The organism is Spirosoma migulaei, assembly GCF_054776855.1.
Window position 1 is genome coordinate 248,524 of the sequence record NZ_BAAHBG010000038.1, and the last position, 15,421, is coordinate 263,944.

The following is a 15,421-nucleotide window of genomic DNA, read 5'->3' on the forward strand; positions in this document are numbered from 1 at the left end:
CGGCTTAACTTCTCTGGATAACTTCCTCGAGTTTGGCTTTATAAATTCGACCGATGGGAATTTCCTCGTTGTTGATTCGGATATAAGTTGCGCTGACGGCCTGAATATGATCCAGGGCTACAATGAATGATTTGTGAATTCGGACAAATCGATCCGGTGGCAGTTTTTCTTCCAGATAACTTATCCGAAGGTAAGAAACCAGCGTGCCCGACACGGTATGAATTCGCACGTAATCTTTCAGGCTCTCAACCCATAAAATGTCCTCCAGAAATAGTTTGACCATCTCTTTGTCGACTTTAAAATATTGGTAGTCTTTTCCGGTTTTTATCGGTTCAGGTGTTTCCGGCAGAGCCGATGTTGCGGATGAAAACCGATAAATTTTGCCCACTGACTGGAGGAAGCGTTCAAACGAGATGGGCTTAACCAGAAAATCAAGCACGTCAAATTCGTAACTATCCAGTGCATACTCGCGGAAGGCCGTTGTAAAAATAACCTTGGGCCGGTACCCTAACGGGCGTAGTAAATCAAATCCAGACAAGCGGGGCATCTGAATATCCAGAAAGATAACATCGACCGGTGCGCCGACCGTTGGCGTTTGCTGTAAAAACCGCAGGGCCTGAGTTGGGCTTGTGGATACGCCTACCAGGTCCAGATCGGGTAACCGGCTGATGTAATCAGTCAGCAAATCGGTGGCCAGCGGCTCATCATCCAGTACAAAACAACGAATAGCCATTAAGTTAGCGTGAATTTTAAAACGGCCAGAAACTGGCTATCCTCCGGCAGGGTCACTAATTCATAATTGCCGGGAAACAGAATATCCAGCCGTCTTTTCAAATTTGTTAAGCCTAAACCTGTTGTAGACGGATACATAATCCCATCCGGTAGGGAGTTTTCGACCGAAAAAACCAGCCGATTGCCACTACGGGCCAAATGTAGTTGAATCCAGCAGGCGGTTTCTGTTTGGGCGGCCCCATGCTTGAAGGCATTTTCTACAAAGGGTAACAGTAACATGGGCGGTACCATGAGCTGATTCAAATTTGTCAACTCACGAAAATTTGTCTGTACATCCAGACGATCCCCGTACCGGATCTGCTCCAGCGAAATATAATCCGTCAAGTAATCTAGTTCTTTTGTGATCGGCACCGTCTGTCGATGGCTTTCATGCAGTTGGTAACTGAGTAAGCCGGCCAGTCGTTGCAATAAATGGGGCATTTGTGCTGGCTGGTGTATCGAAACCGAGATCAGGTTGTTGAGGGTATTAAACAAAAAATGGGGCTGAACCTGAGATTGAAGCAAACGGTATTCGGCGGAAAGTTTTTCTCGTCGGTACGTTTCACTTAATCGTTGCTGATTCAGGGCATGCCGGACCAGATTCGCTGCTACAAAGAGGGCAACCACTAAATGTAGCTGCATGGATTCGGCCAGAATTTTAGGCCAATACAAGTACGGTTTCTGTAAACCAGCCGGGTAATAGGCCGGATACAGCCAGGTATAGTTAATGGCTCGCCGAAGCAACCCAAAAACCAGTACCCCTCCCAGTAAGCTTGTCCAGAAACCTGCCAAACGACCGGCCAGTAAAAAGCGCTTAACAGTAACCAGCAGATGCCAGTAACCCGCTATAATCAAGAGGGGAATATTCAGGGCAATGCTATAGAAACTCTGGTGAAAGTTATCCATATAAGCCCCTGTATTGAGCCATTCGAAAAGAAAGTAACCCAGCCAGAAAAGCCCTTGCTGCCAGGCTTCCCGGTAGGCTTTAAGCGCACTGAAACGAGCCATTGTCAATGAGTTGTTTCTGAATGAAAGGATAAAATTACACCTACTTCTGGTTAGAAGACGGTTAATTGGCCCAACAACGTACGTAAACTCCTCAACAGAGGAATCCTTCGACCAACAACCAATTTTCTCGACCAACAGCGATGGATGAGCACTGGCTGTTATGTGGATGAGTGAGTTGGTCGTTAGTCTAAAATTCCTATTACGTATGGACATAGCCAGTTGCTTTGCTACAGGTAATACAACCTCCTACTATAAACTCATTGACTATGCTACCACAACGAATCAGCCCGCGCCAATGGCTAACCCACTTCGCTTCACCCTTATGGCTTCCTGTACTCATGCTGCTCCTGCATACTCAAACGAGCCAGGCCCAGAGCGAGCAAACGGCTCAACAGAATGTTGAGGAAACTGAGTCCAAACGGGGCTATTGGCGACTTAAAACCCAGGCGGCTAGCCGTAGTACGCTGATTCAGTTCTTTGAACCCAACGGGAAACTGCTATATGAGGAGATCATGCCCGAAAAGTGGGTCAAACTCAGTCGGAAAAATCAGAAGCAGTTCGACAGGATATTAGACCACTTACTGGCTAATCAACTCGTAGCCTCACAAATCAAAACAGAACTCCTTCCCCCAACGCCGGTGGAACCTATAGCTCCCAAAGTAACCGTCCGATCAAACACCGCTTCGTATTTTGAGTCGGCAATAACCGCTTATCAGGTGCATGCTTACATCAACCCGACCGGTAAGCTGTACCTGATTGTCAATAATCCCGACCAATTGCGCTACAAAATTCGGGTGGCTGATCAAAAAAACAGGACAGTATACGAGGAGTTTACGAACCACAATCAGTACCGGCGCAGGTTAGATCTGTCGGCCCTGCCGAGTGATGCCTATCAAGTCATTGTTCAGATTGATAACAAACCATTCATCTATACAATAAAAAGGCAGGATGCCCGGTTTGCCTACAGTATTCAGCCATCAACAGGTGTGAGCCGTAAGGACACTGTTGAGCAAAATCGAACTGATACAAGCCCCTCGATTGTTCCAATGACTATCAATTTTTGAAGAACTGGGGAATGAACTAGCCTGACTTTCTCCAACCCTCTGTTTATTAGGTTTTTATAAAAGAGTTAACTTCACTCTACATGTCGATAGTAGGGTAGCGAAGTGTTTGAATTTCGTAATTCATTAGTTGAATACAATAAGGCAAAGAGGATATACACCTATAGTTTAGCGGTATACATATGAATCAGTAAGTCCCGTGTATAAAATACAGAACATCTTTTATTGCATCTGGTTCTACAACAGATACTTACTGCAGAAATATGGCTATGGCAACAATCAGCTGTAACATCATTGATGTGCACATTATCGATGCCCGTGGAGTCAGCGAACCTGCCTTCGTATCTGCTCTAACAAATGCCAGTTTTGACTTGACCAGTAAGCGGATAAGAAAACTAACGTTTAAGTTGGGGGGCAGTTTAATGAAGAAAATAGAACGCAGATTATTATGATCTTTATGATGGATTATGATTAATGTCTGTACAATCAGAAAGATCATAATAATCTGCGTTCTATTTGAAATATTTAGATTTGCTTGATGAACAAAGCTGAAACTTTAGAAGATCTGTATAAACGGAAGTTTGATGGGGCGGCCTTCCACTGGATGCCTGATACCATTCGAAATGAAATCGGGCATTTTAATGTGTTTCGGTTAGACCCTTTCGTGGGAGATAAAGCTAAGCCCGTACCCTATAAACGACGGGACTATTACAAAATCATGCTGGTTGTTGGTACTAGTCAGGTACACTATGCCGATAAAGTGATCGATGTAAAAAAGCAGGCACTATCGTTTTCCAATCCCCATATACCGTATAAATGGGAACATCTGGATGACATCCGGAGGGGTTTTTTCTGCATTTTTAATCAACACTTTTTCGATCAGTTCGGCAACCTGAATCAGTATGCCGTTTTTCAGCCCAACGGCACGCATATAGTTGAACTGACCGATGAGCAGGTAAATCAGGTTTCCCATATTTATGAGCGTATGTTTGACGAGATCACCTCTGAGTACATTCATAAGTATGATGTGTTGCGGAACCTTGTTTTTGAACTGCTGCATTTTGCCATGAAAATGCAGTCATCCTCTACCTTTGATAAGCAACCGATCAATGCTGCCCAACGAATTTCGACGCTGTTTCTGGAGCTTTTAGAGCGCCAGTTTCCGCTTGATGATACCCATCAGCAAGTGAACTTTCGCACTGCTTCTGATTTTGCCAACCAGTTGAATGTTCATGTTAACCATTTGAACCGGGCGGTTAAGGAAACAACAAAAAAAACAACCTCCCAACTCATTGCGGAGCGTATTGTACAGGAGTCGAAAGTCCTGCTAAAGCAAAGCAGCTGGGGCGTATCGGAAATTGCCTTCGGATTGGGTTTTTCGGAAGTGACTCATTTCGATAACTTCTTTAAAAAACATACTCAACTCAGTCCGTTGAAGTTTAGAAATGGTTGAATTCTGTAAGATTCATAGAGCGCAGATTTTTAGAAGTAGTAAGATCAACTATGATTTTTTATCCTAAAAATTAGCTAGTGTGTACCTGTTTTATACGCTTCAATCTGGTTCAACAATTCCATCGACTTCATCACCGGACTCCATTCCTTACCCTCGAATACTAGTTTGAACCATTGCTTATCCCGATTGGCATAATTTATATTCCTGAAAAGCCAGATGGCCAGAATCGTAAAAGCCAGTGTAATAGCCGATTGGACGAGATAAAAGGCACCAGTGCCATTTTCAACTAAACGGGTCGTCAGGTAAAACGTAGTCCAGACTGGAAGTTGTAGAAACAGCAGACGTGTAACCCAAAGTGTAGATGCTGTTAAACGCGCCAGCGTATCCTGCGTTTTTATAATGGGTTCGCTGATATCGACTTGCTGAATCAGGATCAATTGGTATAGATAAATACCGATTGCCAGTTTGGTCAGCAACACTTGAATTGCCGCGGAAACCAGGAAAAACGGACTAACGAATGGAAATAAAACGATGAGTAAACTGTCTACAAAAATAACCCAGAGTATACCTACCAGAAGGGTAAAGAGTTTCAGCGGTTTCATGGATGCTAACAACGATTGAACCTTGATTTTGGTGAGGTCTTCAGCATTTTTTCGATTAAGGGCCAGGCTGTCGTCCAGTTTCTGACTATACGATTTCCAGAGGTTGATGAGTTCGATATCCTGCATGGTTATTGGGCTTTGATCGTTGAAAATTTCTGTCGTAATACGGTTTTAATTCGTCCAATTCTGGTGGATACGTTGGTTTCGGACATGCCCATGATTTCGGCGATTTCGCGATGACTTTTTTCGTCGAGGTAGAGCAGCAATAGGGCTTTGTCGAGTTCTTTTAGCTCCGTAATGAATTGCTGCAACAACCCCAGATTCTCTTCGCCTTCGTTGGCAACAGGTAATTCAACCAAGGTGAGAATACTGTCCGAGAGAGGCTGGGACAACGGTTTTCGACGGGTTTCTTTCCGATAAACTGAAATTGCGACGTTCAAGGCGATGCGGTAAATCCAGGTAGAATATTTATACTGATCGGAATACGTATTGAAGGATTTCCACAACTGGACTATGATGTCCTGCACCAGGTCCTTCCGATCTTCTGCGTCTGCGCAGTACGAATGAGCTACCTTGTAGATAATGCCTTTGTGGGTCTGCAGAACCACCAGAAACCGTTCCGCTTGATCCGTTGCTTGCATGCGTTGGTGTTCGATTTATTGGTTACCCCAATTATTCGCAGGAAGGGCGAAAAAAGCACAAGAGCGGGAGAAAATAACAGTCGACTTACCCATCTCGCAAAACACTTGTGGCTACAGTCTACGGCTGTACAACGCTTGCTAGACAAAGTAAATAGGGTTTAGTGTCTTTTGCATAAGTGTTTTACCTGAAATCTTTCTAATCAATGCTTTTCGGTGAGTTAATTAGCTGCCCCTTTTATGCCATAATTCACGGCGACTACTACTAACAGCAAGATTACGAATCCAAATGCGATGGATAGGGAAAAATGGTGAGCGATAAACCCCAATAAAGCCGGACCTGTCAGTAAACCGGTATACCCGATTGTCGTAATGGCCGGTAAGCTGGTCGTGGGTGGAATGCCGGGCAGCCGGCCCGCTTCACTGAAAAACACCGGTACGATATTGGCCACTCCAAGACCGAGTAGCACGAAGCCCAACATGGCTCCAACTACCCAGGGACTCAACACGGCAAGGCTTAAACCGACAGCACCCAGTACACTGCCGCCTACTACAACTATTTTACTCGTTAAGCTTGCCACTAGTTTATCTCCCGCTAACCGCATCGTAGCCATCGCAATGGAAAAGGCCGCATAGCCTGCCCCCGCAAACTCCGCTGCGACTCCTTTGATGTCCCGCAGAAAGATAGCGCTCCAGTCCAAAATGGCCCCTTCGGCCAGAAAAATAGCAAAACATAGTAGTCCCAGGTATAAGACACTGCTATGCATCCAGTTGAATCGCCGATTGACCGTTGCTGGCCGCTCATCCGAAGCCGAGAATTTGGCAATTGCCTGTTGTTCTAGCTCTAAAGGAAATAATTTTTTATACTGGGTTAGGGTAATCAGGATCATCAGGACGGCAATACTGACAATGGCGTAAACCGGATTAAGGCCCAGCTTCATCAAAAAGCCCAAACCCAGGGAGCCAAACAGTCCACCCACACTAAACAGGCCGTGTAAGGACGACATGATTGGTCTTCCGAAGAGGTTCTGCACTTGTACGCCATGGGCGTTCATGGCTACGTCAATGGTACCAATGCTTGACCCGAATATAAATAGAGTTACCGCCATAGCTGTGGTGGAAGATAGAATCAGCAGTAGCGGCAGGACAAGAGCCATGACCAGAGCCGCACAAGCCATGACCAGGCGGCTGCCAAAGCGATTCACCAACCAACCCGAGATCGGCATCATCAGCATGGAGCCACCACCCAATAGCAGCAGTAGTAAGCCAAGGTTGGCATCGTTCAACGCTAACCGATCTTTAGCCAGGGGAATCATTGGTGCCCAACTCGACATACCCAGGCCACAAACCAGAAAGATCAACTGAGTGGCTGCCCTAGCCCTTGACACGTACGCTGCTGGTAAAACCATATCTATAAAAGCAAGGTTAACGGGAGAAAAATTGGCGTTTAACGTAATCTAGTCGTTCTGTAAAATAGCTTATTGCTTTTATATACTCCTCAATATGAGATCGGGTAATTGCATCGTCACACACATAGAAATAAGCCAAAGGCACTTATTCAGTAATAAGGGAAGGAGGCCTCTGCATTGAGCTCCCTACCTGTAGCTTTAATCTGTTTGATTTTCGTAACTTCTTGTTTGGTTTTCGTTGGTTAACCAATTGCTATTCCTGTAGGTTTGTACTGTAATTAACACACATCGTTATGAGTACAACAATGCAAAAACGCAAACTTGGAAACAGAGGCCTTGAGGTATCAGCCCTTGGTCTTGGCTGTATGGGTATGAGCTTTGGCTACGGCCCGCCTAAGGACACCAACGAGATGATTGCACTGATTCACGCTGCTGTCGATCAGGGTATTACGTTCTTCGATACGGCCGAAGTATATGGCCCATATAGTAATGAAGAACTGGTTGGCAAGGCCCTTGAGCCCTTTAAAGGGCAAGTGATCATTGCCACTAAATTCGGCTTTAATTTCCAGGATGGAAAACAGGCTGGGTTGAATAGCCGTCCAGAAAACATCAGAGCAGTAGCCGAAGCCTCCATGAAACGACTGCGTGTCGATGTCATTGACTTGTTCTACCAACACCGCGTTGACCCGAACGTACCCATCGAAGACGTAGCGGGAACCGTGAAGGACTTGATTCAGGAAGGTAAAGTAAAACACTTCGGTTTGTCGGAAGCGGGGGCGCAAACCATCCGCCGAGCGCACGCCGTCCAGCCTGTTACAGCTCTGCAAAGTGAATACTCGCTCTGGACACGTCAGCACGAAAAAGAAATTATTCCGACTATCGAGGAATTGGGCATTGGGCTGGTGGCCTATAGCCCGCTGGGCAAAGGCTTTCTGACCGGCAAAATTGATGAAAGCACCAAATTTGCCGACGGTGATATTCGTAACATTCTGCCGAGATACACCGAAGAAGCCCGTGCTGCCAATAAAGCGCTATTGGATCTGCTTGATCAGTTTGCCGAACGACATACTGCCACGACCGCACAAATTGCGTTAGCTTGGGTATTGGCGCAGAAACCCTGGATTGTCCCCATTCCGGGCACCACGAAGCTGAACCGTCTGACAGAAAATAACGGAGCCGCTGCGATTCAGCTAACGGCCGACGAACTTCGGGACATCGAGACGGCCTCTGCGCAAATCGACGTGGTGGGCACACGCTACACCGAACAAATGGAGAAATCGACAGGTCTGTAAACCACTGAATAGAACGCAGATTTTTAGGATGATTATGATTCTAAATGATTTTATCTGCGAATCATAATCATCCTAAAAATCTGCGTTCTATTATATTTTTCAACGATCATGACCTCCAAACCCCTATCCCGCCGGGATTTCCTTCAGTAAGCTGGCCTTACAGGCACCGCCTTTTTGCTGGGGCTAGCATCGTCAGTTGCCCGCACGGGTACGTCTCAACTGGCAACTGCTTCTCTGGCTGAACCTTTGTCGTTTACGCCCTACATTCGCATAGACTCAACAGGGGCCATCATCATCTTCAATACCAAACCGGAGATGGGGCAGGGGGTATTTCAGTCGATTCCGGCGCTGATTTGTGAAGAACTGGAAGTGACGATGGACCAGGTGACAATCAAACAGTCAAATGGCGAAAAAGAACTAGGACCAATGCAACGGGCCGGGGGAAGTGCGTCGATCCGAATTGAGATTCATATTCTGGCAGAAGGTGGTAAGGTAAAAGGGGTAGGGGAGCCGGGACTGCCCGCCCTGGCCCCAGCATTAGCCAATGCTATCTTTGCTGCCTCAGGTAAGCGATTCCGTAAGATGCCGTTTTCGTTAAATACGGTCTGAAAATCCCCTGTCCAGACAAGCTTCTTATTATAAGCTCGTATTCACGTTACGAACAGTATACACCGAGACACGTTATACCATCATGAATCAGACCGAAAATAAACAACCGTCGGCACCCGAAGGAGCAACACAGGCATCACCTGATTACTTTACAGGGATTGCCTGGCTGAAAACGCTTGTGGGACCAAATGAGCTTACGGATTGTACAGTTAGTGATGTAACCTTTGAGCCGGGGGCCAGAAATAACTGGCATACGCATCCTAACGGACAAATTTTAGTGGTTACGGAGGGGACAGGCTATTATCAGGAACAAGGTAAACCCATCCAACTCCTACAGGTAGGCGAGGCTGTGAACATTGCTCCCGATGTGGTGCATTGGCATGGAGCCACCCCAAGCAGCCGGTTTACTCACCTGGCGATCAATCCAAATGTGAGCAAAGGGGGAGCCGTAAGTTGGTTACAACCCGTTACAGACGAAGAATACAACCGCTACTAATCAGACTGGATGAAAACCTATAAATTTTGAATCTAATTGATTTGTATTAAGTAATCGCCGTTTTGAGTCTGCCAGGTATCCTCGAGGATACAGAGTCAATTCTAGCTATACACTAGCCTATTTTTCCTCAAACAGCACAAGCATAGCCGTCTAATTCAGCCATATACGAGGCCAGTTGCTCGATGAAAGCAGTTGTATACGGAGGGAGTTGTTTCGTCTTTAAGGTAGCTGCATACCACGTCCGCAGTACCCGTTGCTTCGTGATCCGAACGGCCGAAAGCTGGCCCGATTGCAGGTAGGGGCGTACCACCCAATTCGGCAGTACCGCAACGCCCAGGCCCGCCTTTACCATCTCCAGAATGGCTTCTGTCAGCGTAATTTTATAGACTTTCAGGGGGCGTCGGTTCTTGAAAAGCATCATGAAGTTCGAGCTTTCCTCGTCCGGAACATTGTACATGATGTAATTCTGGCTGGCAAACTCATCAATTTCTACCCAGCTACGCCCCACCCAGGCATGATCGGGGGCAACGATGGCCACAAACTCATCCTGAAACAGCGGAGTATAACTAAACTTTGGATTTTCATCTCCTTCCGTAATAGCGACGTCGATCTTGTTGGCCAACAGATGATGATCGGCGGCCTGGGTAGCGGCTTCCAATTCTACCTTGATATCCACTTTTGGATATATAGCCTGAAACTCCCGCAGAAAACCCGCCAGCCAGTGGTAGGAGGTATAGCATTGTGTACAAAGGCGGACCTCTCCGGCTTCTTTATCGGTCAGGCAGCGGACTTTCGCCCGCGTTTCGATTACTTCCTGCAAAATCTTCTCAGCCGCCTGTAGAACCACTTCGCCCGCTGGCGTTAGTAGCATCTGCTTTTTGTCGCGGATGAACAGCTGCGTGTCGAAATAGCTTTCCAGTTCCTTCAACTGATGACTCAGTGCGGATTGGGTCAGAAATAACCGATCTGCAGCTTTGGTCAAATTGCCGCTGCTAGCTACTTCTTTTACCATCTGAAGGTGCCTGATTTCCATGATGAATAATATTCATGATTTCGACAAAAATAATTCGTTTTGCTAATATATCAAAACCTCCCACCTTTGAGCCAGTCAATCAAGCCGCTACAAACAGTATCAAAAAAATGAAAACAACAACACAACTAATCATGAATGCGCTACTGCTAAGTCTGCTTTTGGTAGCGCCAGCACTTAATGCACAGCCTGCCACTAACGAACCTGAGGACTCCCTATCGAAGCAGAGTTCCTTTGAGGTGGGTATGTTTATGGAGTCGAACTGGACAATCAACCTGATGCTGGCCGTTCACCAACCGAAGCGGGTTCTTGTTACGCTGAAAAATGACAAAGGCGCCCTGCTATTTCGGGATTATCTGAAGAAGATACCCGCCAACTACCGACTCAAATTCAGGTTTAGTGAGTCTGACTCTGGCGTATATCAGTTCGAAATCAGCGACGATCAGCAAACCATTGTGCGTCGGGTTGAAGTAGTGTATATGCCAGCCGTTAAATCACAGCGCTACATCACCTACGGCCCGCAAATTAATTTTTGAGTCAGGGTTCTCCACCTTTTTCTTAGTTGAGAACCCTGTTGTTTAAAATGTATAGCCTAGTAAAAAATTTCCGGTTGGCGAAATCGTGTGCTCATAATACTGGGCAACCCCAACCCCTACTTCCAGGTTCAGATAGAAATACTTACGATACGTTTGTTGAACACCCCAAAGGCCGCTAACGCCTAACCCCTGAATATCAATGTTTGAGTTATTCAGGATGGGTGGCAATACGTATCCCGCTTTTGCCGCAAAATAGCTACCTGAGTTATAGCGAATAGATTTACCATTTTCTTTTCGCCTGGCTAAATTGTAAAAATGGCGAATAGCTAAAGCTAGTTCTGGATTTATGCTTAAGGCGAGTACTTTTTTGACAGTGAGGCTGTAGCCATACATATCGAGTCTATCTTCAATACGAAAAGAACCTACTAGCCGAAGCTGAGAAACTACTGTTGTTTTCTTCCCAAGGCGATGCTCGTTGATATAGCCCGGACCCAAAAAATCAATCCGCCAGACATCTTTTCTGAGATAATTTTTAAGTATAACAGGTTGATGTTTACTCGTATCGATAGCCGTAAGTAAACTATCTTTTTTTGAGCTTGTACTAATTATATCCTGACCTTGGCTTATATAAGGCAATAGGAAAAGTAGAATGAAAATTTTCCTCATAGTTTACTGTCTTTGTTCGTTTATGAACAGGTCTTTTCCCACAGAGTAGTGCCACGGTTCTTGCAGGACTTAAATCAACCACGGTGCGCTGTTGGGATGGCACAGCTCTGTACGAAAGGCCTTCGTACGTAATTTAGACATAAATATTGCTGGAAAACGACGAACTTGCTAGGCGTCTCTACATTCGTATTCAATGCCTGTTATATCCAGAAAAAAGCTTGTTTATCCAATTCGGGACCCGCTCCGGTCATACCTGCATGCCTATGACCGGGAGCTGGTCTTACCGACGCACTATGATGATCTGCTACGGTATGGCAATGCGATCAGTCTGTACGATAAACGAGGGCATGACACCCTCTGGGAAACGGTATTTTATGCCGCAACAGAAGCCGACGAGATGCGCCTTTCGTTAAAGGCAATCTACGCGTACCTAAAAGCAAACGGGGATTTATCGGTGACAAACCATCTGACCATCGACCGGGTCGATATGTGCATGTATGGCAACACAAAGCCATTTCGGGTACGCATTCGGAATCTGGTCAATGATAACTTCGACTACTTCTACATTAAACGAGCCGATGCGTCCCGGATTTATGGCCTGGAACTGGAGCACATACTCTCGCCAAACCGGATCAATTACCTGACCAGTGGGCAAACATTAGTGGAGGAGCATATTGCCGGGATCCCCGGTGATATGTTTTTTGAGAACCAGCTTCACGACCCCACCCTGAATCCGATTCGATTGTGTAAGGAGTTCGTTAAGTTCAATGAGCGGTGTTTCGTTCGCTTATTGGGCGATATGCATTCCAGTAATTTTGTGGTAGATATAACCCCCGACTTCGATGAAACCTATTACCGGATTCGGGCTATTGATTTTGACCAGCAGTCGTACGAAGGCCATCGGTCGGTTTATATGCCACAATACTATAAACAGAACCAGCCTATTATTGAATTGGGCTTTCGGTACATGACTTCAGAGAGCGTTCGGCAATATCAGATTGAAGAGCGGGCATTAATTGCCAGCCGAATTCGGGCCGAGTCTATCCGAATTCGTGATCTTATCAGTGTTATGCGCCAGGATGAACTGGCCCCCCATAGCCACGTCCTGACACTCCGGCAGGGGTTGGCCCGATATTACAAGCGTCAGAATTTTTTAAAATGTGAGACAATGGGCGATTTAGTCTGGGAAAGTCTATCCATTGTTGAGGCCCATTAAAAAAGCCGAACCCACTCAGGGTTCGGCTTTTTTAATGGTTTATTAACAGGTGATTTTCAGGAATTGCTGCTCCCTCCGCCAAAGAGTTTGGAAATGATCCAGATCACAAGACCTATACCCAGAATAACAAGGATGGCACCCGTCCAGGCTCCGGCTTTGAAAATATCACCAATAGCCGCACAACTGGTCAGAAATAGAGTTAGAAACAAGGCTACAAGAGCCGTCGGAAAAAAACGCAACAGGGTTTTCATAAACGTTGACTGAATTTTAGTGTAGTAATTTACCGCTCACTTTTCGGCGGATTGTCAATTAAACAGACACGGATTCAGTTTGTTTAAAACACTGAAAATTAGAGATTCCACCAGTATGTCCACTTCAGTACCAACGCCCTGTTTTTGACTGAAAAGAAGCCCGGCACATCCTGTCCAATCTGGGCGGAATTCGGCAAATAGTTGTCGGTATACACCAGGAAAAAGTCCGATGCCGGCTTATAGCGCCACTGAACACGTGCATTCACATTCATGTTTTTCTGTTGCTCATTGTACTGCACAAAGGTTGTCAGGTAGAGCTTATTGGTGAGGGTTAGATCGAAGCGGGGCCCAATGAGCCAGAAGGTGGTATTGCCCCAGGGTTGCGGCAGACGAATGTCGTTGTAGTTGAAACTGGCTGCTAAACTAACGTAGGGCTGAATCCGATACCCCAGATCGGCGGTGAGATTCAGGCGGGTACCGTTGGCATAATAGCCACCATAGCGAGACGAAAACCCATAGGTAAAGACACTCTGAGGCTTGGAGTCAAAATCGGTTCCCCAGGCCGTCCAGTTATGTTCGGTGCCGGTTGCCAGCGTTTCACGGCCCGTGTTGGTCGGGTCGAAGGGTTGCAGTAGTCGAACGTAATCGGTTGCAACCCAGGCCGTGAACACGCTTCGGCTTCGGAAGGTGATGGCATAACTCAGCAGGCTTTCATTGTCACTTTGCCGCCAGGCCGGGTCGAAAAAGTAGGTTGAGGTTAATACCGGGCCGTGGTTGAGTACGCCACTTCCCGTGGGTAAGAAGGTATACCCGAGCGTGGCCATCCCACGCTCATACCCAACCCGAGGAACGTAACCGGCTTCGGCAGTGTAGTTTTTGCCGATCGATTCTACCTGTCCGCTAATCAGCCATCGTCGGGTAAAGTACTGTACGTTAGCGGCATAAACGGCATCATTACCCGGTTGCTCAGGCCGAAACGACTTAACATACAGGGCCTTACCAGTCCAGATGTTATTCGAAGATGCCAGGTTGTACTCCAAGCCCAGATTTCGATTATAGCGGGAGTAAAGGGGCTTATCGGGCGTTGGGGTATATGCCAGCGACTCTTTATTGACGAAGATCATCCCGATATTCGAACGAGCCGAAACCCGGCGTTGCAAAGCCACCACAGCAAAATTCTGGGCGGGCAAACCAGTATCATCAACACGTCCGGTTTGCATGTCCATAACCCCGATCCGCCAGTCTTTATTGAGTTTGCCGCTGAGTCGGGCACCAAACCGAATCGGTACCCCGCCCAAACCAATTCGACGGCTAAAAAACGGGCGAATGGTGGCGTACCCGAAATTGGTAAACTGGTCCCCGTTCTCTAAAAAGAACTGCCGTTTTTCGGGGAAGAACAGCTCATACCGGTCGAGGTTCGTAACCTGCTGGTCAACGTCTACCTGCGAAAAATCGGGGTTAACCGTCAGGTCAAGATTCAGTGATGAGGTAACGGCTACTTTGGCATCCAGCCCGGCATCAAACTTGCCTTTTGTTGGAACGCCATTCTGGTAGTCGCGCGTCAGGCCGCTCAGCGCATAGGGGATAATCGAGATATTGGGACCGGGTTGTGGCGGAGGCTGATCCCAGATCAATACACCGGTTAGTGCCAGTGAGGCCGTTGGGAATTGGCGTTGTATGGGTGTCCAGGATGATTTTTCGGTTGTTTTTAAATCCTGCCTGCTGAAGTTGATCCCCCAGCGGGTAATTCCCTTTTTATACCGGATCGTTTTAAAAGGAATGGCTAGTTCGATCACATACCGATCCGCATGATTTCGAACGACAGAAGTCCATTTATTATCCCAGCTCAGGTTTGCTTTTCCGCCTTCGTACAATAGACCATCCCATTGTGCGCCAGCGGCATTGGTGCCAAACGTAAAACCGTTCGTCTGGTCATCGAAGGTATCCATGAAAAAGATGAAATTGTCATTTTTGACAAACGCCCAGTCGCGCCGAAGCGACTCCACCATATACGGGCCAGGTACATCACCATGGTAGCAAATGGCACTCAAATACACGTTATGGTCATCGTACGTCATGCGCACGTCGGTCCGAACGCGGGCGCGGCTGGTATCCATAGGAAGAACCATCCAAAAGTCGGAGGCAACCTCAGCTGTCTGCCAGGCTGGTTCTTCAACGTTACCATCGACAATAACGGGCGAGGTGGCCCGGTTGATATGAAGCTGATAGCTTTCGTTTTTTTTCTGAGCCAATAAAATTGTATGGCTTAGTAACAAACAAGAGAGTAAACAAACAGGAAAAAATTTCACCAAACAACAACGTTAAGGGTACCACTAGTAAACGCAAAGGTAAGGCAGATTTACCCCATTGCGTACGAAGTACC

Annotated in this window: 16 protein-coding genes; 7 read left to right on the forward strand and 9 right to left on the reverse strand. The window is 46.7% G+C overall.

The features are described 5' to 3' along the window. Window positions 1-4: 4 nt before the first annotated feature. Window positions 5-733, reverse strand: coding sequence for a LytR/AlgR family response regulator transcription factor (locus ACYVGO_RS34680; protein ID WP_142773550.1), 729 nt, complete (start codon window positions 731-733; stop codon window positions 5-7). Continuing rightward, complete coding sequence (locus ACYVGO_RS34685) at window positions 733-1,779, reverse strand: sensor histidine kinase (protein WP_168207822.1); 1,047 nt, start codon at window positions 1,777-1,779, stop codon at window positions 733-735. Before ACYVGO_RS34685 ends, ACYVGO_RS34680 begins: the two co-directional genes overlap by 1 nt. Before the next feature lie 266 nt (window positions 1,780-2,045). On the opposite strand from ACYVGO_RS34685, the gene ACYVGO_RS34690 reads away from it, so the two are divergent. Then, complete coding sequence (locus ACYVGO_RS34690; protein ID WP_460973304.1) at window positions 2,046-2,843, forward strand: hypothetical protein; 798 nt, start codon at window positions 2,046-2,048, stop codon at window positions 2,841-2,843. 535 nt (window positions 2,844-3,378) lie between these two features. Next, complete coding sequence (locus ACYVGO_RS34695; RefSeq protein ID WP_460973305.1) at window positions 3,379-4,293, forward strand: helix-turn-helix domain-containing protein; 915 nt, start codon at window positions 3,379-3,381, stop codon at window positions 4,291-4,293. Between the two features lie 74 nt (window positions 4,294-4,367). On the opposite strand, the gene ACYVGO_RS34700 is transcribed toward ACYVGO_RS34695, so the two are convergent. The 3 genes from ACYVGO_RS34700 to ACYVGO_RS34710 all read right to left on the reverse strand — a co-directional run bounded on the left by ACYVGO_RS34700 (window position 4,368) and on the right by ACYVGO_RS34710 (window position 6,942). Then, entirely contained in the window at window positions 4,368-5,021 is a 654-nt protein-coding gene (locus ACYVGO_RS34700; RefSeq protein WP_460973306.1) for a hypothetical protein, read from the reverse strand. Between the two features lie 2 nt (window positions 5,022-5,023). Beyond that, window positions 5,024-5,536 carry an RNA polymerase sigma factor gene (locus tag ACYVGO_RS34705; RefSeq protein WP_460973307.1) on the reverse strand — a complete coding sequence of 171 codons (513 nt, stop codon included), beginning with the start codon at window positions 5,534-5,536 and terminating at the stop codon, window positions 5,024-5,026. Window positions 5,537-5,754: 218 nt separating this feature from the next. Continuing rightward, window positions 5,755-6,942 (reverse strand): MFS transporter, encoded by a 1,188-nt coding sequence (locus tag ACYVGO_RS34710; RefSeq protein ID WP_460973308.1) that lies wholly within the window; start codon window positions 6,940-6,942, stop codon window positions 5,755-5,757. Window positions 6,943-7,247: 305 nt separating this feature from the next. Between ACYVGO_RS34710 and ACYVGO_RS34715 the strand changes: the two genes are divergently transcribed. The 3 genes from ACYVGO_RS34715 to ACYVGO_RS34725 all read left to right on the forward strand — a co-directional run bounded on the left by ACYVGO_RS34715 (window position 7,248) and on the right by ACYVGO_RS34725 (window position 9,339). Beyond that, complete coding sequence (locus tag ACYVGO_RS34715) at window positions 7,248-8,234, forward strand: aldo/keto reductase (protein WP_460973309.1); 987 nt, start codon at window positions 7,248-7,250, stop codon at window positions 8,232-8,234. A 174-nt stretch (window positions 8,235-8,408) separates the two neighbouring features. After that, on the forward strand, window positions 8,409-8,843 hold the full coding sequence (locus tag ACYVGO_RS34720) for a hypothetical protein (RefSeq protein WP_460973343.1): 435 nt from the start codon (window positions 8,409-8,411) through the stop codon (window positions 8,841-8,843). 82 nt (window positions 8,844-8,925) lie between these two features. Next, window positions 8,926-9,339, forward strand: coding sequence for a (R)-mandelonitrile lyase (locus tag ACYVGO_RS34725; RefSeq protein ID WP_460973311.1), 414 nt, complete (start codon window positions 8,926-8,928; stop codon window positions 9,337-9,339). A gap of 127 nt (window positions 9,340-9,466) precedes the next feature. Here ACYVGO_RS34725 and ACYVGO_RS34730 read toward each other — a convergent pair whose 3' ends face one another. Beyond that, entirely contained in the window at window positions 9,467-10,372 is a 906-nt protein-coding gene (locus ACYVGO_RS34730) for a LysR family transcriptional regulator (RefSeq protein ID WP_460973313.1), read from the reverse strand. Between the two features lie 107 nt (window positions 10,373-10,479). Here ACYVGO_RS34730 and ACYVGO_RS34735 point away from each other — a divergent pair, with 107 nt between their 5' ends. Continuing rightward, on the forward strand, window positions 10,480-10,905 hold the full coding sequence (locus tag ACYVGO_RS34735) for a hypothetical protein (protein WP_460973314.1): 426 nt from the start codon (window positions 10,480-10,482) through the stop codon (window positions 10,903-10,905). 42 nt (window positions 10,906-10,947) lie between these two features. Here the strand turns inward: ACYVGO_RS34735 and ACYVGO_RS34740 are convergent, their stop codons facing one another. Then, the gene (locus ACYVGO_RS34740; protein ID WP_460973315.1) at window positions 10,948-11,571 is read right to left on the reverse strand and encodes a hypothetical protein; all 624 of its coding nucleotides are present in this window, start codon (window positions 11,569-11,571) and stop codon (window positions 10,948-10,950) included. Window positions 11,572-11,764: 193 nt separating this feature from the next. Here ACYVGO_RS34740 and ACYVGO_RS34745 point away from each other — a divergent pair, with 193 nt between their 5' ends. Beyond that, window positions 11,765-12,787 carry a hypothetical protein gene (locus ACYVGO_RS34745; RefSeq protein WP_142773535.1) on the forward strand — a complete coding sequence of 341 codons (1,023 nt, stop codon included), beginning with the start codon at window positions 11,765-11,767 and terminating at the stop codon, window positions 12,785-12,787. Window positions 12,788-12,843: 56 nt separating this feature from the next. Here ACYVGO_RS34745 and ACYVGO_RS34750 read toward each other — a convergent pair whose 3' ends face one another. Next, complete coding sequence (locus ACYVGO_RS34750; RefSeq protein ID WP_142773534.1) at window positions 12,844-13,038, reverse strand: hypothetical protein; 195 nt, start codon at window positions 13,036-13,038, stop codon at window positions 12,844-12,846. A gap of 98 nt (window positions 13,039-13,136) precedes the next feature. Next, window positions 13,137-15,296 carry a carbohydrate binding family 9 domain-containing protein gene (locus ACYVGO_RS34755; protein WP_460973342.1) on the reverse strand — a complete coding sequence of 720 codons (2,160 nt, stop codon included), beginning with the start codon at window positions 15,294-15,296 and terminating at the stop codon, window positions 13,137-13,139. Window positions 15,297-15,421 lie beyond the last annotated feature (125 nt).

Bases quoted from the DNA above. Each gene is read 5' to 3' on its own strand.
- ACYVGO_RS34740 (WP_460973315.1), bottom strand. From the start codon at position 11,571: ATGAGGAAAATTTTCATTCTACTTTTCCTATTGCCTTATATAAGCCAA.
- ACYVGO_RS34735 (WP_460973314.1), top strand. From the start codon at position 10,480: ATGAAAACAACAACACAACTAATCATGAATGCGCTACTGCTAAGTCTG.
- ACYVGO_RS34715 (WP_460973309.1), top strand. From the start codon at position 7,248: ATGCAAAAACGCAAACTTGGAAACAGAGGCCTTGAGGTATCAGCCCTT.
- ACYVGO_RS34750 (WP_142773534.1), bottom strand. From the start codon at position 13,038: ATGAAAACCCTGTTGCGTTTTTTTCCGACGGCTCTTGTAGCCTTGTTT.
- ACYVGO_RS34705 (WP_460973307.1), bottom strand. From the start codon at position 5,536: ATGCAAGCAACGGATCAAGCGGAACGGTTTCTGGTGGTTCTGCAGACC.
- ACYVGO_RS34725 (WP_460973311.1), top strand. From the start codon at position 8,926: ATGAATCAGACCGAAAATAAACAACCGTCGGCACCCGAAGGAGCAACA.
- ACYVGO_RS34710 (WP_460973308.1), bottom strand. From the start codon at position 6,942: ATGGTTTTACCAGCAGCGTACGTGTCAAGGGCTAGGGCAGCCACTCAG.
- ACYVGO_RS34730 (WP_460973313.1), bottom strand. From the start codon at position 10,372: ATGGAAATCAGGCACCTTCAGATGGTAAAAGAAGTAGCTAGCAGCGGC.
- ACYVGO_RS34700 (WP_460973306.1), bottom strand. From the start codon at position 5,021: ATGCAGGATATCGAACTCATCAACCTCTGGAAATCGTATAGTCAGAAA.
- ACYVGO_RS34680 (WP_142773550.1), bottom strand. From the start codon at position 733: ATGGCTATTCGTTGTTTTGTACTGGATGATGAGCCGCTGGCCACCGAT.
- ACYVGO_RS34695 (WP_460973305.1), top strand. From the start codon at position 3,379: ATGAACAAAGCTGAAACTTTAGAAGATCTGTATAAACGGAAGTTTGAT.
- ACYVGO_RS34745 (WP_142773535.1), top strand. From the start codon at position 11,765: ATGCCTGTTATATCCAGAAAAAAGCTTGTTTATCCAATTCGGGACCCG.
- ACYVGO_RS34690 (WP_460973304.1), top strand. From the start codon at position 2,046: ATGCTACCACAACGAATCAGCCCGCGCCAATGGCTAACCCACTTCGCT.
- ACYVGO_RS34685 (WP_168207822.1), bottom strand. From the start codon at position 1,779: ATGGCTCGTTTCAGTGCGCTTAAAGCCTACCGGGAAGCCTGGCAGCAA.